17 protein-coding genes are annotated in these 17,315 nt (G+C 73.9%); 4 read left to right on the plus strand and 13 right to left on the minus strand.

All coding sequences use genetic code 11. The features are described from left to right. Positions 1-48 precede the first annotated feature (48 nt). The 3 genes from ACFYMO_RS26555 to map all read right to left on the minus strand — a co-directional run bounded on the left by ACFYMO_RS26555 (position 49) and on the right by map (position 2,231). Positions 49-444: a DUF2795 domain-containing protein gene (locus ACFYMO_RS26555; protein ID WP_366773521.1), complete on the minus strand. Its 396-nt coding sequence runs from the start codon at positions 442-444 to the stop codon at positions 49-51. Between the two features lie 10 nt (positions 445-454). Continuing rightward, positions 455-1,219, minus strand: coding sequence for a VOC family protein (locus tag ACFYMO_RS26560; RefSeq protein ID WP_388549489.1), 765 nt, complete (start codon positions 1,217-1,219; stop codon positions 455-457). A gap of 244 nt (positions 1,220-1,463) precedes the next feature. Beyond that, positions 1,464-2,231 carry a type I methionyl aminopeptidase gene (map, locus tag ACFYMO_RS26565; protein WP_388549491.1) on the minus strand — a complete coding sequence of 256 codons (768 nt, stop codon included), beginning with the start codon at positions 2,229-2,231 and terminating at the stop codon, positions 1,464-1,466. A gap of 60 nt (positions 2,232-2,291) precedes the next feature. Between map and ACFYMO_RS26570 the strand changes: the two genes are divergently transcribed. The 3 genes from ACFYMO_RS26570 to ACFYMO_RS26580 all read left to right on the plus strand — a co-directional run bounded on the left by ACFYMO_RS26570 (position 2,292) and on the right by ACFYMO_RS26580 (position 4,822). Next, positions 2,292-2,567, plus strand: a complete 276-nt coding sequence (locus ACFYMO_RS26570) for a helix-turn-helix transcriptional regulator (RefSeq protein ID WP_366773525.1) — start codon at positions 2,292-2,294, stop codon at positions 2,565-2,567. A gap of 147 nt (positions 2,568-2,714) precedes the next feature. Beyond that, positions 2,715-3,356: a CatB-related O-acetyltransferase gene (locus tag ACFYMO_RS26575; RefSeq protein WP_366773526.1), complete on the plus strand. Its 642-nt coding sequence runs from the start codon at positions 2,715-2,717 to the stop codon at positions 3,354-3,356. 317 nt (positions 3,357-3,673) lie between these two features. Beyond that, entirely contained in the window at positions 3,674-4,822 is a 1,149-nt protein-coding gene (locus ACFYMO_RS26580; protein ID WP_388549619.1) for a macrolide family glycosyltransferase, read from the plus strand. 90 nt (positions 4,823-4,912) lie between these two features. On the opposite strand, the gene ACFYMO_RS26585 is transcribed toward ACFYMO_RS26580, so the two are convergent. The 10 genes from ACFYMO_RS26585 to ACFYMO_RS26630 all read right to left on the minus strand — a co-directional run bounded on the left by ACFYMO_RS26585 (position 4,913) and on the right by ACFYMO_RS26630 (position 16,137). Continuing rightward, the gene (locus ACFYMO_RS26585; RefSeq protein WP_366773528.1) at positions 4,913-7,660 is read right to left on the minus strand and encodes an alpha-mannosidase; all 2,748 of its coding nucleotides are present in this window, start codon (positions 7,658-7,660) and stop codon (positions 4,913-4,915) included. After that, positions 7,657-8,841, minus strand: coding sequence for a Gfo/Idh/MocA family protein (locus ACFYMO_RS26590; protein WP_388549496.1), 1,185 nt, complete (start codon positions 8,839-8,841; stop codon positions 7,657-7,659). Before ACFYMO_RS26590 ends, ACFYMO_RS26585 begins: the two co-directional genes overlap by 4 nt. Beyond that, positions 8,838-9,854, minus strand: a complete 1,017-nt coding sequence (locus tag ACFYMO_RS26595) for a sugar phosphate isomerase/epimerase (RefSeq protein ID WP_366773530.1) — start codon at positions 9,852-9,854, stop codon at positions 8,838-8,840. Before ACFYMO_RS26595 ends, ACFYMO_RS26590 begins: the two co-directional genes overlap by 4 nt. A 38-nt stretch (positions 9,855-9,892) precedes the next feature. Beyond that, a complete protein-coding gene (locus tag ACFYMO_RS26600) occupies positions 9,893-11,110 on the minus strand; it encodes a CehA/McbA family metallohydrolase (protein ID WP_388549499.1) in 1,218 nt (405 codons plus the stop codon). Then, the gene (locus ACFYMO_RS26605; protein ID WP_366773532.1) at positions 11,107-12,219 is read right to left on the minus strand and encodes an ABC transporter ATP-binding protein; all 1,113 of its coding nucleotides are present in this window, start codon (positions 12,217-12,219) and stop codon (positions 11,107-11,109) included. The genes ACFYMO_RS26600 and ACFYMO_RS26605 overlap by 4 nt, the downstream gene beginning before the upstream one ends. Beyond that, complete coding sequence (locus ACFYMO_RS26610; RefSeq protein ID WP_366773533.1) at positions 12,219-13,055, minus strand: carbohydrate ABC transporter permease; 837 nt, start codon at positions 13,053-13,055, stop codon at positions 12,219-12,221. The genes ACFYMO_RS26605 and ACFYMO_RS26610 overlap by 1 nt, the downstream gene beginning before the upstream one ends. Next, a complete protein-coding gene (locus ACFYMO_RS26615; protein WP_366773534.1) occupies positions 13,052-14,077 on the minus strand; it encodes a sugar ABC transporter permease in 1,026 nt (341 codons plus the stop codon). The genes ACFYMO_RS26610 and ACFYMO_RS26615 overlap by 4 nt, the downstream gene beginning before the upstream one ends. Further along, the gene (locus ACFYMO_RS26620; protein ID WP_366773535.1) at positions 14,052-15,455 is read right to left on the minus strand and encodes an extracellular solute-binding protein; all 1,404 of its coding nucleotides are present in this window, start codon (positions 15,453-15,455) and stop codon (positions 14,052-14,054) included. The genes ACFYMO_RS26615 and ACFYMO_RS26620 overlap by 26 nt, the downstream gene beginning before the upstream one ends. A gap of 139 nt (positions 15,456-15,594) precedes the next feature. Continuing rightward, complete coding sequence (locus ACFYMO_RS26625) at positions 15,595-15,765, minus strand: hypothetical protein (protein ID WP_019355387.1); 171 nt, start codon at positions 15,763-15,765, stop codon at positions 15,595-15,597. 15 nt (positions 15,766-15,780) lie between these two features. Further along, on the minus strand, positions 15,781-16,137 hold the full coding sequence (locus ACFYMO_RS26630; RefSeq protein WP_366773536.1) for a PRC-barrel domain-containing protein: 357 nt from the start codon (positions 16,135-16,137) through the stop codon (positions 15,781-15,783). A gap of 597 nt (positions 16,138-16,734) precedes the next feature. Here ACFYMO_RS26630 and ACFYMO_RS26635 point away from each other — a divergent pair. Further along, complete coding sequence (locus tag ACFYMO_RS26635; RefSeq protein ID WP_366773537.1) at positions 16,735-17,163, plus strand: hypothetical protein; 429 nt, start codon at positions 16,735-16,737, stop codon at positions 17,161-17,163. Positions 17,164-17,315: the final 152 nt, after the last annotated feature.

A 17,315-nucleotide genomic window follows, 5' to 3' on the forward strand; every position in this document is an offset into this window, starting at 1 on the left:
ATCGGCCCGGGTCCGGCACCGACCGGCACCGACCCCGGGCCGGGAGGCTCAGCCGCGGCGCGACTCGGTGTGCAGACCGAGGGCCTGGGCCAGCTCCTGCACGTTGCTGAAGCGGGTGTCGGCGGGAAGCCCCGCGGCCATGTCCACGAGCCGGTCCGGGGCGTGCTCGGCACGCAGCGCGTCCAGCACCTCCGCGCGCCCGGTCGGGTACAGATGCCGGCCCAGGTACTGGGCGATCTCCGAGCGCAGCTCGACATCGCGGGGCGTCATCCCGGCAGGGGTGCCGCCGGTCCGCAGGGCCTGCGGATCCCGGAAGGGCTCGGGCTGGTCCTCACCCGAGGGCTCCATCTCCCGCCCTTCCTCGCGGTTGGAACGCAGCTCGCCGCGGAGCCGCTTCTTGGCCTCGTCGTCCTGGATCGGTCCGTTTTTGTCATTCTCCTGCATGGTGTGCTCCTTACGCGCTGAGCAGACAGAAGGAGGCTCCCTTGGGATCGCGGAGCGTCGCGGTCCGCCCCAGGGGTCCGGCCCGGGGCGGGGTGGCGACGGTGCCGCCTTCCCGTTCCGCGGCACTCAGCGCCGCGTCCAGGTCGGGTACCCGGAAGTACGGCTCCCACCGCGCCCGGATGGCCGGATCGGGCGGCGCCTCCAGGGCGCCGCCGCGCAGCCCGGCCACCGGGGCGCCGTCGACCCGTACGACGATCTCGTCGTACTGCTCCTCGTAGGTGACCCCGTGGCTCGGGTCGGCCATCCAGTCGAAGATCTCTCCGTAGAAGACGGCGGCGGCGAAGGCGTCGGAAGTGTGCAACTGGAGCCAGGCGGGCGCGGGGCCGGACCCCACCCACCAGGAGGCGGGCCCGTCGCCCTGCCACAGGCCGAACGGCGCGCCCCACCGGTCGGCCGCGATGACGGCACGGCCGCCTCCCGCGCGCAGCGGGCCGACCGCGACGGTCGCACCCCGCTCGGCGATGCGTTCGGCGACCACGTCGGCGTCCTCGACCTGGAAGTACACCGTCCAGCGCTCGGCTTCCGGCCCGGCACCGGGGGCGAGCTGGTTGATCCCGGCGACCGGCTGACCGGCCACCGTGGCGATCCGCCGGTCGGGCCCCGCGTCCGAGGTGACGAAGGTCCAGCTCAGCACCGGCCCGTAGAACTCCTCGGCGGCCCGTTGATCGGGGGTCATCAGACTCACCCAGCAGGGCACTCCGCCGACCGCAGCCATGTGTCCGCCTTCCCGCCGCGTGGGGCATCGGGTGTGCTCCACTCAGGGTACATACGGCTGCGTACCAGGCATAATGGACACCGCGGCGAAGGCGCACCCGCCGCGCCGCGTCCCGCAGCAGAGGCCGATCGCCCCCTCCTCGGAGCCGCACCTCCGAGAGTCCGTACGCACCAGTGCGCACCGAGCGCCCGACGGACGGCACGAGCGGCGGCGCGCACCGCGGGCGGCGCGGACCACACGGGCGTCACGGCAGGGTGAGGATGCGGGGGCCCTGGTCGGTGACGGCGACGGTGTGTTCGACATGGGCGGCCCGGCTGCCGTCGGTGGTCAGCAGCGTCCAACCGTCGGCGCCGGTGCGGTAGGCGTTCCGCCCACCCGCCATGAACATGGGTTCGATGGCGAGCACCAGGCCGTGCCGGAGCGGGAAGCCGCGGCCGGGACGGCCCCGGTTGGGCACATGGGGGTCCTCGTGCATGCTGCGGCCGATGCCGTGGCCACCGAAGTCGGCCGGCATGCCGCAGCCGGCCTGCCGGGCGACGGTGTCGACCGCGTGCGAGATGTCCCCGAGGCGGCCACCGGCCCGCGCGGCGCCGATCCCGGCGTCCAGGGCCCTGCGGGTGGCGTCGATCAGTTCGCGGTCCGCGGGGCGCGGGGTGCCGACGGTGAAACTGACGGCCGCGTCACCGGTCCAGCCGTCGAGCCGGGCGCCGCAGTCGAGGCTCACCAGGTCACCGTCGCGCAGCCGGTAGTCGGTGGGGACGCCGTGCACCACGGCGTCGTTCACGGAGACGCAGAGCACGGCCGGGAACGGCGTCGGCGCGAAGGAGGGCCGGTACCCCAGGAACGGGGAGTCCGCCCCCGCCTCGGCCAGCACCGCGCGGGCCGCCTCGTCCAGTTCCCGCAGGGACACCCCGACCCCGGCCGCCTCCCTGGCCGCGGCCAGGGCGCGGGCCACCACCCGCCCGGCCTCCCGCATCGCGTCCATCGCGGCGTCGGTCTTGATCTCCACCATGTGCTGCGTCTCCCCGCCTCACCACTACCCAATACTTATACCGGTATTAGTATCACAGTCATGGTGAGGACTCCTTTGACCCCGGAGGAACGGGAACGCGGCGAGCGGTTCGGCCTGCTGCTGCGTCAGGCACGCGGCAGCAGGAGCATGACGGAGGTGGCCGCCGCCGCGGGCGTCTCCGCCGAGACGCTGCGCAAGATCGAGACCGGCAGGGCGCCCACCCCGGCCTTCTTCACCATCGCGGCCCTGGCCTCGGCACTGCAGGTGTCCCTGGACGCGCTGGCGGCGGGATGCGCCCAGGACCCGGAACGGCAGGAGCCGGCGCTCTCGGCCTGACGGCAGACATCGAGACGTTCGGCCGCGTCGGGTGGAGCACCGTCCACGGGGGCGACAGCGGCGACAGCGGATCGCAAACGAGTGGCCCGGGACGACAAGGGTCCGCGATCATGAAGCGACCGCCGCTTCCGTCGAAGGACCGCGCCCATGCCTGTGCCCGCCGATCCGACCGTGCTCCACCCGATGCCCGGGCAGCCGCGGGTGGTGCTGCTCAAACCGCTGGTGACGTCCCCGCTGATCGAGGTCGGCGCGTACACCTACTACGACGACCCGGACGATCCGACCGCGTTCGAGACGCGCAACGTGCTGTACCACTACGGCCCGGAGAAGCTCGTCATCGGCAAGTTCTGCGCGCTGGGCACCGGCGTGCGGTTCCTGATGAACGGCGCCAACCACCGCATGGACGGCCCCTCGACCTTCCCCTTCCCCACCATGGGCGGCGCGTGGGCGGAGCACTTCGACCTGCTCACCGGGCTGCCCAGCCGGGGCGACACCGTCGTCGGCAACGACGTCTGGTTCGGCCACGGCACGACGGTGCTGCCCGGGGTGCGGATCGGACACGGCGCGATCATCGGCTCCGGCGCCGTGGTCACCCAGGACGTACCCGACTACGGGATCGTGGGCGGCAACCCGGCCCGGCTCCTCCGCACCCGGTACAGCCCGGAGGACGTCGCCCGGCTGCTCGCGGTGGCCTGGTGGGACTGGCCCGCGGAACACCTCACCGCTCAGCTGCGGACGGTCATGTCGGGCAGTGTCGCCGAACTGGAGGCCGCCGCCCCGCGGACGTGACGCTCCCCGCGGCTCCGGCGCCCCCGCACGCCCGTTCGGCACCCCTGGCGGCTCCCCGCGCGGCGCCGGAAGGCGGCGCCCCGGCGAAAAGGGGATGCCCGCGGGCCGGTACGGGACTACAGTCCCGCGCATGTACTTCTGCGCTCAGATCTACGGCTGACACGGCCGGGGCAACGCCCCGCCGCTCTTCGGCACGCCCCTGTGCGCGCCCCGTCCGGTACCCGCCGGGCAGGCCGGCGCGCGGGCCTGCCGTGTCCTGTTCGCCGCAGATCTGAAGTGAGTGATCACCCTTGTCCCGTCGCCGTGCCCATATCGCGATGGTCGGCATCCCCGCCGTCAGCCACGTCCTGCCCAGCCTCGAGGTCATCCGCGAACTGGTGACCCGCGGCCACCGGGTGACCTACGCCAACGACCCGGCGGTGGCCGGCCTGACCGGGGCCACCGGAGCGGAACCGGTCGTCTGCACCTCCACGCTGCCGGTCGCCGACAACAACTGGCCCGAGGATCCCATCGCCGCGATGGACCTCTTCCTCGACGACGCCGTACAGGCGCTGCCCCAGCTGCAGGCCGCCTACCGCCACGATCCGGCGGACCTGTATCTGTACGACATCGGCGGCTACGCCGGCCGCGCGCTGGCCGAAGCGCAGAACCGGCCGCTGATGCAGCTCTCCCCGACCTTCGTGGCCTGGGACGGCTACGAGCAGGAGATCGGGGCACAGTTGCGGCAGCTGCCGGGCGCGGAAGCGCACCGGGCCAAGTTCGCCCGGTGGCTGGCCGGCTGTGGCGCCATCACCACCGATGTGGACGCCTTCGCCGGCTCGCCCCCGCGCGCCCTGGCGCTGATCACCCCGGCGATGCAGCCGCACGCCGACCGGGTCGACTCCCGCCGGGTGGACTTCGTCGGTCCCTGCTTCGACCCGGCCGCGTCCGCCGGCCAGTGGACCCGGCCTGCGGACGCGGAGAGCGTGCTGCTGGTCTCCCTGGGCTCGGCCTGCACCCGGCGACCGGAGTTCTACCGCCGGTGCCTGGCGGCCTACGGCGACCTGCCCGGGTGGCATGTCGTCCTCCAGATCGGCGAGTACACCGACCCGCGGGAACTCGGCACCGTCCCCGCCAACGTCGAGGTGCACCCCTGGGTGCCGCAGCGGGCGATCCTGGAGCAGGCGGACGCCTTCGTCACCCACGCCGGGATGGGCGGCTGCGGAGAAGGGCTGCTGGCGGGCGTCCCGATGATCGCGGTGCCGCAGGCCACCGACCAGTTCATGAACGCCGACCGGCTGGTGGAACTGGGCGTGGCCCGCCGGCTGGACACCCCGGAGGCGACCGCCGAGGCGCTGCGCACGGCGCTGCACGAACTGGTCACCGACCCGGCGGTCGCCCGCCGTTCGGCACTGCTGCGCGCGCAGGCACGGGCCGCGGGCGGCACCGCGCGCGCCGCCGACCTCGTCGAGGAGATGCTGGTCTGATCCCGCCTGCGGCCGGACACCGGGGCGCACCCCGGTGCCCGGCCGCCCCCCGTCCCGGTGTCCGAGGCGTCCTGGGCGATCCGGGCGTCCTCAGCGCTCCAGCAGGAAGGTGGCGATCTCCCAGGGGCGCAGCCGCACGGCGACGGACTCGTCCGCCACGGACAGTTCGCCCTGCCCGACCGGTCGGCCGAGCAGATCGCAGCGCCGGGCGCACCGCAGCCCCGGCAGCGCGAGCCGGGCCGGCACCGGGTGCGGGACCTCGGCGACGACGCGGACCTCCAACCGCCCCTCGCGCTCCCGCACCGCGCTCAGCACCACGCCCGCACCGGCGAGGGTGAGTCCGTGCCCCGCGCCGGGCAGCGGGGTGGCGGCGGGCGCGGTGCCGGGCAGCGCGGTGAAGGGGTGCCGGAAGGACTCGGCGGCGGCGTGCACCCCCGACTCGTGCCACTCCCCCGGGTACGGCAGCACGCCGAACGTCACCGTCCGCGGACCGCGGCATTGCGCCTGCGGGGTGGCGAACTCGCCGCCCGCGGGCTCGTCGCGCCACGCATGGCGGTTGCGGGACATCATGCCGGTCGGCCGCAGCAGGGTCAGCGCCAGCTCGCGGCCCTCGTCCACCAGTTCGTACTCCGTGGCGTGCTCCAGCAGCACGGCCGCACCGCCCGCCGCGACGAAGGCGGCGGCCGGGAAGGTCGGCAGCGGCTCCTCGCCGAAGCCGCCCTCCGCGGTCAGGCCCCGCTCGACCACGGCGAACTGGCCCTCCGCGTGCGAGGCCCGGGCGCGGCGGGGCAACGGGACGTGCAGCCGGACGCGGTGGTCCTCGCTGCGGTTGTCGAAGGAGACCCGCAGCCGCACGAACCGCTCGCCGGACCGCAGTTCGACGCGGGTGAGCACGGTCGTCGGCTCGATGGCGGCGGTGCGGCCGTCGGCGGCTACGTCACCGGCCGCGGGCCAGGCGTAGCGGCGCTCGATCTCGAACACGCCGAGCAGCGGGCCCTCGGCGAGGCGGCGGACGGTGACCTCGGTGGGCCGGTCCACCAGCACGTCGTGCCGGGGCGGTGCGTAGTTGTAGGTGTCGCCCAGGTCGCCGCCGTCCACCACCCGGCCCACGCCGCTCAGTTCGGTGCCGTCGGCGGTCCGCACGGTGCAGGTGCCGTCCTCGGCGGGCTGCACGGTGAGCAGTCCGTTGGTGAGCGCGCCGTCCGCCGCGCGCACCGGGTGCGCGGGCTCGGGCGCCGCGCCCGGCGCGGCGCGCACGGCCGTGTGGCCCAGCGCCGGTGCCGGGACCGCCGCGACGATCCGCTGCCGGGGCTCGGCCTCGATGACCACCCGCCAGTCGCCCTCCGGCCGCGCGGCGGACAGCGCGTCCCGGACCTCGGCGACGTCGAATCCGGCTTCGCTCCTGCGGGCGACGGTGAAGCGCAGCAGCCGCTCGGCGGGGTCGAGGTGCCAGGAGGTGATCTCCTGCCCGTACAGCTCGCTGCCGTGTACCCGCGCCAGCACGGTGGGCAGCCGGCCGGCCGGAACGGTGTCGTCGGCCAGCAGCGTGGGCGCGCCGGCCGTCCGCTGAGCGGGGAGGGCGGTGCCGTCCGCGGCGGCCAGATGCACGGGGCCGTCGCCCGCCACGTCCAGTTCCACCAGGTCGGTGCGGGGCGCGGGCGTCGGGTTGAGCAGCAGATGCGCATCGTGCGGGACCTGCGCGGTCAGCCGCTTGCCGACCATGTCCCGTACCGCCAGGCCCAGTTGTTCGGCCTCCGCGATGCGTGCCGCGACCTGCTGCGCGGTCTCGTCGCAGCCGCAGCCGGTGACGGAGTCGTGGCAGGAGACCTCGATCAGGCGGTGCCAGGCCATCTCCAGGAAGCGCTGTGCCGTCTCGTCGAGCCACAGCGCGGCCGGGGGTTCGGCGTACCGTTCCACGGCGCGTTCGGCACGGGCCATGGCCTGCTTGAGCGGGGCACGCGCGGAGAGGACCCCGGGCAGGATGTTGGCCCGCGCGTGGCTGCGCAGCTCGCCGTGCACGGCCCGCAGGCCCGCCGTGCCGGTGGGCTGTGCCGCGAAGTACTCGGCCATGGTCGCCAGCCGCAGCCGGGTCCCGCCCTCGGCCGGCTGCCGCCGGTTGTGCCGCTCCAGCAGGTCGGCCAGCTCCGCGGCGGGCGCGGTGTGGTCCGAGCCGTACATCGCCAGCATCGGGGAGCCGTCCGGGCGCCAGGCGCGGAGCGCCTCCGCGACGGCGCCGGCCCGCTCGGCGACCCGCGCCGGATCGTCGAACACGCCCGCCGCGCTGCCGTATCCGCCGGCGGCCAGGTACTCGGTGCGGACGGCCGTGCCGTCGGGCGCGGTCCAGGCGAAGACGTGGCTGTCCACGGAGGCCGGGACGCCGCGCCACACGCAGGCGTGTTCGAGCCCGGCTCCGCGCAGGATCTGCGGCATCTGGGCGCAGTGCCCGAACATGTCGGGCAGATAGCCGACCGGAAGCGAACCGCCCAGCTCCTGGCTGCGGCGCAGCCCGAGTTCGAGGTTGCGGACGATGTTCTCGCCGGAGCAGAGGAACTCGTCCAGCAGGATCTGCCACGGCCCGACGGACAGCCGGCCCGCGGAGACCAGCGCCGCCAGCTGTGCGCGCCGCTCGGGCCGGACCTCGAGGTAGTCGTCCACCGCGACGGCCTGCCCGTCGAGGGTGAAGCGCTGGCGCGGGTCGTTCTCCATGCGCTCCAGCACCTCGTCCAGCAGCCCGATGAGCTGGAGGCGGAACTGCTGGAAGGGCAGGTACCACTCGCGGTCCCAATGGGTGTGCGGCACGATGACGAGTTCGTCCGTGCCCGGCTGTGTGACGCTCATGCGGTTGCTGCCTCTCCTTCGCAGGGGAGCCGGTGGTGGGCCGCGTACGCCGCGACGGCGCACTGCGCGGTGGTCAGGTCGGCCAGCGCGCCCTCGGTCCCGGTCAGCGGCGGGGTGCCCTCGGTGACCATCGTGTGGAAGGCGGCCAGCTCCTCCTCGAACGCCTCGGTCACCGAGCGGTGTTCGGCGCGCCGCTCGGTGTGCGGCCCCTCCCCCGGGGCGGTGGAGGTCTCGGTCAGCACGGTAGGCGCGTTCATCAGATACGGCGAGGGGAAGGCCAGTTCCAGACTGCCGCTCTCGTGGTGGACGGCGAAGGTCTCCCGGTAGGCGGCGTGCCCGGGCAGGAAGTGCCAGCGGATCGCGTAGCGGGCGCCGCCGGGCAGCCGCCCCGACAGTTCGACGGAGCCGGGGCCCGCTGCGGAGGCACTCCACATGGCGGCCAGGTCGACGGTCTCGGGTGCGCCGGCCGCGGTCCGCAGCAGCGACAGGTCGTGGCTGATGGAGCCGATGACGATGTGGTAGAGCGAGCGCATTTCCGGGGTGGCGGCGCTGCCGAGCGCCGCGTCGGTCAGCGCGTCGTCCCGGGCCGTGAGCGCGGCCAGTTCCGCCGGGTCCGCGTCGCCGCCGGGCGCGGGCAGCCGGGCGAAGGCGAGCTGGTCGGGTCCGGTGGGGTGCAGTACGCACACCTCGGCGGACCGGACGCGGGAGGGCCCGCCCGCGTCCGCGAGCAGCGCCGCCAGCCTCCGGGTGGCCGGGTCGTACTGCTTCATGTAGCCGACCATCAGCCGCGGGCCGCGCCGCTGGGCGCGTTCGGCGTCGGCGATGCGGGCCACCTCGGCCCGGGTGAAGGCGAGCGGCTTCTCGCACAGGACGGCGTGCCCGGCGCGCAGCGCGGCCTCGGCGGCCGGACCGTGCGAGCCGGAGGTCAGCAGCACGACGGCGTCGAATCCGCCGTCGGCGAGCAGCGCCTCGGTGCTGGTGTGCCGGTGCTCGGGCGGTACGCCGTACCGGGCGCCGAGCTCCTCGAGGGCGCTCGGGGACAGGTCGCACAGCGCGGTGATCTCGAACAGCTCGCGGCGGCGTTCCAGCAGCGGCAGATGCGCGGTGCGTGCGATGGCCCCGAGCCCGGCGACGGCGATGCGCAGTGGCCGGCCGGCGGGCGTGGCGGTGGCGGGGGTCATGGGTGCGGCCTTTCCTGGCGGAGCGGTTCGGGCGGTGTCCGGTGCGGTGCCACGGGCGGCGGATCGCGCAGCAGGCTGCGGAGGAGTGCACTGTTCGCCTTCTGCTGCGCCGCGATGGCGCCCTGGTCCGGACTCTGGTCCCGGCCCTGGTCCCGGTTCGTAGGAGGGGCGTCCTGCTCGACGACCAGCCAGCCGCCGTAGTCCGCCGCGCGCAGCGCCGCCAGGACGGCGGGGAGGTCGATGTCGCCCTCGCCGAGTGCCGGGAACCCGCCGGCGGCGACCACCGCCCACAGGTCCCCGCCGGCGCGGCGGACCCGTTCGTGCACGGCACGGTCCGCGTCCTTGAGGTGCACCTGGCGGATCCGGGGCCCGAACTCGGCCACCGCCGCCACCGGATCGCCGCCGGCCAGCCACCAGTGTCCGGTGTCCAGGCACAGCGAGACATCGGTGCGGGAGAGCAGCAGGCGTGTCTCCTCGGGGGTTTCCACCGCGGTGCCCAGATGCGGGTGGAAGACGGGCTCCAGCCCGCGCTCCCGGCACCGGTCAGCGGCCCGCTGCACGTCCGCGGCGAAGTCCTCCCACTCCTGGTCCGGACGGCCCGGACGGCCTGCACCGTCCGCGGGCAGCCGGTCCGGGCCGACGGGCACGCCCGGGGCCGCGAAGCGCTCCGGGTCGGCGGGGCAGGCCAGGGTGGGGCGCGGCGCGAAGAGCGCGTCGTCGACCGGGACGGCGGTGAAGGCGTCCAGCGCCCGGTCGAGGGCGCGCAGGTCGGCGGCGAACGCGGCGGGCTCCGCGCCGTAGCGCAGATCGGCCCAGCCGCCCGCGAGGGAGAGGCCGTGCCGGGCGAGGCGGCGGGCCAGCTCCTCCCCCTCGCCGAGGTAGCCGAGCGGGCCGCTGTCGGTACCCCGGTAGCCGTGGTCGCGGAAGGCGGCCAGCAGACGGTCCGGCGGGAGCGGGTGGTCGGGACGGTATATCCCGTACGAGACGGGGGCGTTGGCGATGCGGACGTGCATGGATCCCTTTCGTCGCGCCGGGTGGGCGCCCGGACGGTTCAGGTGCACAGGGCCACCACCTCGCAGGTGTGCGTCTCCAGCCGGTGGAGCCCCTCGGTGGCCGGCAGCCGGACGGTGTCGCCGCGCACCACGGTGCGCCGCCCGTCGGGCCGCACCAGTACGGTGCCGGCGGCGTCGAGGGCGAGCAGTTCGTCCCCGTACCGCAGCAGCACGGCGGCACCGGGGCCGGCCGAGACGGCGGTGCGGCCCGCCGCGAGACCGGCCAGGACATCGCCGTCCGGGCACAGCACCCAGGTGGTCGGCGCACCGAGGGGGCGGCCCTGCTCGGGTCGGTGGAAGTCGCTGCCGCCGAGCGGGACGACCTCTTCGCGCCAGGCCCGTGCCCAGGCGAGGGGTGCCGAGTGCCGCCGGTCGGTCCAGGTGTGGTGCCAGAGTTCGGCGTGCCGGGGCCGCCGTGCGGCGAAGGGGAGTTCCCAGCCGCAGTCGTCGGCCAGCGGGTGGTTGACGGACAGGACGCCGCCCGCGGACTCGGCCTGCTCCAGCCACTCCCCGGCGGGGCGGCGGAAGTCGATCCACCCGGTGTCGCCGAAGACGTTGGCGTGCCCGAGGTCGGTGGTGACCTCCTGGCCGGGCAGCAGCCGGATGCCCTGCCGGCGGGCGACGGCCGGCAGCCAGGGGTGGTGGCTGACGGTGTTGTGGTCGGTGACGGCGAGGAAGTCCAGGCCCTCGGCGGCCGCGGCGCGGGCCAGCTCGTCCGGGGTGAGGGAGCCGTCGCTGTGCACCGTGTGCGCGTGCAGGTCGCCGGCCAGCCACTCCGCGCCGTCCAGCCGGGGGACGCCGCGCCGCGGGCGCCGGTCCGCCGCGGGGTGCGGGGGCGGGGTGGTGGCCGGCGGCGCCGCGGGCGCCCGGGTGCCCAGCCGGGCCCGCACCGTCCAGGGCAGGCCCGGGGGCGGGATGCGGTGCAGCCGCAGCAGTACGTGCCAGGTCCCGGGTTCCAGCGGGCCGGGCAGATAGCCGGGGGTGGCCCACTCCTCGGTGACGGTGAAGGTGTCCCGGGCGCCGCCCGACCAGCCGCGGAACTCCCCGTGCGGGCCCAGGAGTCCCAGGTCGAGCACGCCCGCGGCGCGCGGGTAGGAGAGGGCCGCGGTGAGGGCGCCGGTACCGCCGGGCACCTCGACCGGGACCGTGCGCAGGACCTGCTGGGCGCGCTGCTCCATCGTCCAGGTGCCGTGCCGGATTTGTTCGCGTACGGTCATGACAGCGGGGCCGCCGCGGTTCCGGCCTCCGCACGGGCGGTGAGGAGGCCGCCGTCCCGGTACAGCAGTGCCCGGTCCGCGCGCGGCAGGGCCCAGCCCCGGGCGCCGGGCGCCGGCTCGCGCTCCTCGGGGACGACGACCTGCACGCTGCTGCCGTCCTCGGGCTCCAAGGTGACCAACTGGGCGCTGCCGAGGTTCTCCACTACCGAGACGGTGCCGCCCACCGCACCGTCCACCGCGCTGTCGGACCAGCTCAGGTACTCGGGGCGGATCCCGTAGACGACCTCCTCGCCCGCCGCTGCCAGCCCGGCGGCCTCGTCGGGCACCGGCAGTTCGCCGCCCGCCACCCGCACGGTCCCCTCCGCTGTGACCCGGCCCGGCAGCAGGTTCATGGGGGTCGATCCGATGAACGAGGCCACGAAGGTGCTGGCGGGGCGGCGGAAGACCTCGGTGGGGGTGCCCACCTGGCGCAGTTCGCCGCCCTCCATCACCGCGAGGCGGTCGGCCATGGCCAGCGCTTCGGCCTGGTCGTGGGTGACGAAGACGGTGGTCACGCCCAGTTCCCGCTGGAGTTTCTTGAGGAAGGTGCGGGCCTCCAGGCGCATCCGCGCGTCCAGGTTGGACAGCGGCTCGTCGAAGAGGAAGACCTGCGGATGGCAGGCCATGGCGCGGGCGAGTGCGGCCCGCTGCTGCTGGCCGCCGGAGAGCTGGCCCGGCCGGCGCTCCGAGAGGTGGCCGAGGCCGAGTTCCTCGGCGGTCCGCCGCGCCTTGGCGGCGCGTTCCGCCCTGCCCACCTTCTTGATCTTCAGCGGGTAGCCGATGTTCTCCTCGACGGTCATGTGCGGGAAGAGGGCGTAGTCCTGGAAGACCATGGCGATGTCCCGGTCGCCCGGCTGCAGTTCCGTGACGTCGCGCGCGCCGATCCGGACGGTGCCGCCGCTGGCGGCCTCCAGTCCCGCGATGGTGCGCAGCAGCGTGGATTTGCCGCAGCCGGAGGGGCCCAGGAGGGCGAAGAACTCGCCGTCCCGGACGGTGAGGTCCAGGTCGTGCAGGGCCCGCACGCCACCTGGGTAGACCTTGGCGAGCCGGTCGAGAGTGATGTCTGCCATCAGGCCTTGATCCCTCCGTGGAAGCGGAAGCCGTAGCGGCGGCTGACGAAGAGGAACATCAGCACGACCGGCAGCGAGTAGAGCAGGGAGAAGGTGGAGATCAGCGCGAGGTCGGGCTGGCCGCCCTCGGTGTAGAAGGTGTACATGACCACCGCGGCCGGCGACTTGTCGGGCGAGCGCAGCAGCAGGAACGGGATGAGGAAGTTGCCCCACACCTGGGCGACCGTCCACACCCCGACCGTGGCGAGTCCGGGCCGGACCACCGGCACGACGATGTCCTTCATGACGCGCAGCGGAGAGGCGCCGAAGACCCGTGCGGACTCCTCGTAGGAGCGCGGCGTGGTGTCCATGAAGTCCTTGAGGATGAAGATCGCCGCGGGCAGCAGGCCGCCGGTGAGGACGAGGACGACCCCGAGGTAGGAGTCGACCAGGTCGAGTTCGGCGGCGAGCAGGAAGATCGGCACCATCGCCGCGGTGCCGGTGACGATGGAGGACAGCAGCAGCAGCGCGTACAGCAGCCCGTCCCGGCCGCGGATGTGCACCCGGCTGAGCGCGTACGCGGCCAGCGCGGAGAGCCCGACCACGAGTACGGCGCTGCCGACGGCCAGGATCAGCGAACTGGCGAGTGAGTTCACGGCGTTGGGGTTGTTCCAGAGCCGTTCGAAGTTGGCGAGGGTGAAGTCGGGCAGCGAGACGGTGATGCCCGGATGCTTGTCGAAGGGGGCGCTGGCCAGCCACAGCATGGGCAGCGCGAAGAACGCGAGGGTGAGGGCGACCAGGAGGTAGACGCCGACGCCGCGCAGCAGTGCGGCGGCGGGGTTCGCCGGGGTTCTCACGCTGACTCCTCCAGTTCGCTGCCGCGGGCGCCTTCGGCGGATCGTGCGCGTGCGGTCCGGGTCTTCTTCTTCCGGTTCTTCTGGCCGAGCAGCCGCAGGTAGATCACCGCCACCACCAGGTTGATCAGCAGCATCAGGAAGGAGAGCGCGGCGCCGTAGCCCAGCTCTCCGCTGCCCAGCGCCGTCTTGTAGATGTGCACGGGCAGCGTCTCGGTCTGCCCGTCGGGGCCGCCCGCGGTGATGAGGAACGGGGTGAAGTCGTTGAACGTCCACAGGCTGATCAGCAGCAGGTTCGTCAGAATGTGGCCGCGGATGCGCGGGAAGACGACGTCGCGCAGTTGCTGGAATCCGCTCGCCCCGGCCAGCCGTGCGGTCTCCAGATGGGAGGCGGGCACGTTCCCGAGGGCCGCGCTGTAGAGCATCATCGAGAAGGCGCTGCCGCGCCAGATGTTGTAGACGATGATCGACAGCATCGGGTGGTCGAGCAGCCAGGCGGCACCGGGCGTGCGGAGCAGTTCGTTGAGGGTGCCGCCGTCCCGGTCGAGGAAGGCGATCCACAGGAAGGCGACGACCGAGCTGGGCAGGATCCAGGCGAGCATCACCAGTGCTTCGAGCGTCGTCCTGAGCCATCCGCTGCGCTCGCGCATCCACCAGGCGAGCGCGAAGCCGAGTCCGGCCTGGCCGATGACGGCGGAACCGAGGACGAAGAGCAGGGTGAGGCGGAGCGAGTGCAGGAAGCTCTCGTCGCCCAGCGCCTTGGTGATGTTGTCGAATCCGACGAAGCTGGGGTCGATGGCGGGGATTCCGGTCAGCCGGTAGTCGGTGGCGCCCAGGTAGAGCGTCCAGACGGCGGGCAGCACCAGGAACAGGGCGATCAGCACCAGCGCCGGCGCGACGAAGGCGGCGGCCCGGCGGCGGCCGAGTCCGGCCGCGTCCCGCTCCGGCTCCCGTCCCCCCGCTTCCGCCCGGCCGCGGTCCGCCGCCGGGGCGGCCTGTTCAGCCGATGATGTGGTCGCTGCCACCGAGCACCTCCTCCAGATCCTTGCGGTAGGCCTGTGCGACGTGGTCGGGCTCCTGGCCCGCGACCACCCGGGCCGTCGCCTCCTGGAGCGCGAGGGAGACGGCGGTGTAGGCGGCGAGCGGGGGCCGGAAGCTGGTGACGGGCAGCGCCTTCTCGGCGCAGAACCGGAGCATGGGGTCCTTCTCCAGGACCACGTCGTTCACGTCGTCCCGCTCGGTGATCATGGCGGCGTCCCCGAGCCGCGCCCGCAGCGCACGCGCCGAGTGCAGCGCGGTCAGCAGGGCGAACGCCTGCCGGGGATGGCGGGTGTTCGGGTTGAGCACGTGCACGGCGCCGCCGGAGAGGCTGACGTGGTCCCGGCCGCCGATGCCCTCGTGCCGCGCCCGGGCGGGCACCAGGGCATAGCCGACATCGTTGTCACGCCGCTTCATGGGGGCCGTTCCGGTGCCCGGGGAGATCACGTCCCGCCAGAAGTAGTCGCCCTCGGCCAGGATGCCCAGCCTGCCCTCCGCGAACTGCTCGAAGGACTTGTCCCGGCCTTTGGCCTCCTGCTGGAGCCGCGGGTCACCCAGTCCGTGCCGGTATACGTCCCGGTAGAAGCCGAGCACGGCGCGGAGCTCCGGGGTGTCGCCGTACCAGCGGTCCCCCTTGGCGATCCGGCCGCCGGCTCCGGTGAGCAGCGGGAGCACGCCCTGCATGGTGGTGGCCTCGCCCATCGCGGTGCCCGCGTTGATCTGGAGCGGGGTGACGCCGTCGAGGCGCTTGAGCCTGCGGGCCGCGTCGAGGATGTCCTGCCAACTGGCCGGCTGCCAGTCGGCGGGGAGTCCCGCCCTGCGGAAGAGCGGTTTGTGGAAGTAGAGGACCCGCGCGTCGGTGCCTGCGGGTATGCCGTACAGCTTTCCCTCGAAGCGGGCGAGGGAGCGCACCTTCGGGCTGATCTGCCGCCAGCCGGACCAGTCGGCCACGCCGGATCCGGCCACCTCGCGCAGCGGTCTGATGTACTCGGCCTGCGCGAACTCGCCCAGCCAGATGCCGTCCAGTGCCATCACGTCCGGCCCCGCATGCGCCTTCAGGTCGAGGGCCAGCTTGGTCTTGTACTGCTCGTCGTCGACACCGCTGGGCTGGAACTCCACCCGTACGTCGACGCCTTCGGCACGCTGCCGGGCGACGAAGCGGGGTATGACCCAGCGCTCGATCCACTCGGCCTCGTCGGCATTCTTGCCGCCCGCGACGGCGTTGGTGGCGACGCTGAGCGCTATCGCGCCGTCCCCGCCCTCGCCCCCGCGTGGATCGAGCGGGCTACCGCAGCCTGCGAGTGCCGCCGAACCAGCTCCGAGGACGGCGGCGGTCAGCGCGGTTCTCCGCGCGACAACTCCCATCCGGGCCCCTCCTTGCGTCCTTGCGCCAGAGATCGTGCCCGGAAGAGTGGCACGGTGCCCGGATGACGTAAAGAGCTGTTGTCCTTACATTTACATCACGGACACGATGCCCGGCCACCGCCCGCCGCGGGAGGGCGGCTCAGCGCGGGGAACGCCGGGTGGCCCCGGCGGTGATACGCCAGGCCGCGTACAGAAAGGCGATCAGCGCCACGAAGATGCCGATGACCAGCAGGTAGAACAGTCCTTCGACGATGGAGCCGAAGACTCCCAGCAGGATCGCCACCGCGACCAGGAACAGGAACAGCAGCATCGCGACCTCCCCGTCTCAGCGGCGCGCGAGGCGGCGCTCGCCACCCGCACCCGGGGTGTACTCGATCTCGTAGTGGGCGAAGACGGAAGGCTCGTCCCCGGCCGGCAGCACGTCGTCCGTCCCGATGGAGGGGGCGTCCTTGACCTGGCTCCTGGGGTACCGGACCTTCAGATACCCCGGCCCCACGGTGGCTCCCGCCAGCGGGACGAAGACGAGCCGGTGCCGGGTGGGCATTCCGACGGTCACGGTGGCGAAGGAGGGCTGGTCGGTCGCCGTGTCCACGTACACCGACTCCAGCGGGCCGATCTTGCTGCCGCCCGCGTCCACCACGTCGTGCCCGCGCCACTCCCGGATGTCGTCCGGCTCGAACATCTCTTCCTCCCATGTCGGGGGCCTGCTTCCATGGTGGCACCGGATCCCCCGGCGCTCGCGGCAGCGCGCCGAGAGCGGCATGCGCCCGCTACCGCCCGACCACGGACGGTGACCGCGGGTCGGCCGCCGCGGTCGCCCCGGCAGCCCGGCCGGGCCCCGGGAGCGCCGCCCCGCCCCGGAGCGGCTCGGCGCCCCCTCACCCCCGCAGGGCGGGCGTCCGCGCGGGGCGGCGGATGACCCCCAGGCGGACTCCGGCGAAGAGGCGGGCCGGGGGATCCCGTCGAGGACGGACCGGCGGAAGCACATCGGGACACCGTCGCCGCGACATCGGACCTCCTTCGGAGCACCGCCGGTCGCAATCGCGTAGCCGCACTCCCGGCCGAGTCGGGCGGTGGGTCCACCGTGGGGCGGCTCCGCGAGCAGACGCGCCGGTGGGGATGTGAAAGTTCGAGTTTCAATCGCACGACCGAATCCGGTCAGCGTTCAATTCCCGCCGTTGCGGCTGGAAACCAGCGGACAAAAGCAGCAACCTCCGCTTCTCCAGGACGAGTTCATCCATCGTTCACCTTCGACGTGCGGGTTCGTCACACTCTGTGGGTGACGATGGAATCGGCCCAGCTCGGAGCAGTGGACCGGAGGACGACGATGCGACGCCACGTGACCGCCGCCAAGGCGTGCCTCTCGGCCCTCGTCCTGCTCCTGTCCGTCCTGCTGGCCGCCGAAGGCACCGGCGCTCTCCTCGCCGCGGCGAGCGGACCGGCGGCACCCATCGCCACCGCCGAGGACGTCTCCCCCACCGCGGGGCACGAGACCGAGCACGGTGCGGCCGACTGCCACCCGCGTCGCACCGTCCGGCACCCGGGCGCACCGCCCGCTCCCGGTGAGCGTCCGCCGCAGGCGTGCGCCCCGCGGCTCGGCCCCCCGGCCGCCGCGAAGCGGATCGCACTGCCCGGCAACGGCAGCGCCGGCATGCCGTGGCGCAGATCCGTCGAGGTCCCCGTACTGCACCAGGTGCTGCTGCACTGATACGGCCGCGGCAGCAGCCCGCCGCCGTCCGTGACCGGCCGGTGAGCGGCGCGCACCGCCGCGGGGCGCGGCCCCGCCGACTCCCGTACGCAGCCTCCGTACCGCGATCCGCGCGCAGCCCCCGCTGCCCGTTCCCGGACCGAAGCCCCGTA

This window comes from Streptomyces sp. NPDC007025 (assembly GCF_042869455.1).
Classification (GTDB): Bacteria; Actinomycetota; Actinomycetes; order Streptomycetales; family Streptomycetaceae; genus Streptomyces.

Coding starts and splice junctions, on each gene's coding strand:
- ACFYMO_RS26595 (WP_366773530.1), bottom strand. CDS start 9,854: ATGCACGTCCGCATCGCCAACGCCCCCGTCTCGTACGGGATATACCGT.
- ACFYMO_RS26580 (WP_388549619.1), top strand. CDS start 3,674: ATGGTCGGCATCCCCGCCGTCAGCCACGTCCTGCCCAGCCTCGAGGTC.
- ACFYMO_RS26620 (WP_366773535.1), bottom strand. CDS start 15,455: ATGGGAGTTGTCGCGCGGAGAACCGCGCTGACCGCCGCCGTCCTCGGA.
- ACFYMO_RS26630 (WP_366773536.1), bottom strand. CDS start 16,137: ATGTTCGAGCCGGACGACATCCGGGAGTGGCGCGGGCACGACGTGGTG.
- ACFYMO_RS26605 (WP_366773532.1), bottom strand. CDS start 12,219: ATGGCAGACATCACTCTCGACCGGCTCGCCAAGGTCTACCCAGGTGGC.
- ACFYMO_RS26600 (WP_388549499.1), bottom strand. CDS start 11,110: ATGACCGTACGCGAACAAATCCGGCACGGCACCTGGACGATGGAGCAG.
- ACFYMO_RS26560 (WP_388549489.1), bottom strand. CDS start 1,219: ATGGCTGCGGTCGGCGGAGTGCCCTGCTGGGTGAGTCTGATGACCCCC.
- map (WP_388549491.1), bottom strand. CDS start 2,231: ATGGTGGAGATCAAGACCGACGCCGCGATGGACGCGATGCGGGAGGCC.
- ACFYMO_RS26625 (WP_019355387.1), bottom strand. CDS start 15,765: ATGCTGCTGTTCCTGTTCCTGGTCGCGGTGGCGATCCTGCTGGGAGTC.
- ACFYMO_RS26555 (WP_366773521.1), bottom strand. CDS start 444: ATGCAGGAGAATGACAAAAACGGACCGATCCAGGACGACGAGGCCAAG.
- ACFYMO_RS26570 (WP_366773525.1), top strand. CDS start 2,292: ATGGTGAGGACTCCTTTGACCCCGGAGGAACGGGAACGCGGCGAGCGG.
- ACFYMO_RS26590 (WP_388549496.1), bottom strand. CDS start 8,841: ATGACCCCCGCCACCGCCACGCCCGCCGGCCGGCCACTGCGCATCGCC.
- ACFYMO_RS26575 (WP_366773526.1), top strand. CDS start 2,715: ATGCCTGTGCCCGCCGATCCGACCGTGCTCCACCCGATGCCCGGGCAG.
- ACFYMO_RS26585 (WP_366773528.1), bottom strand. CDS start 7,660: ATGAGCGTCACACAGCCGGGCACGGACGAACTCGTCATCGTGCCGCAC.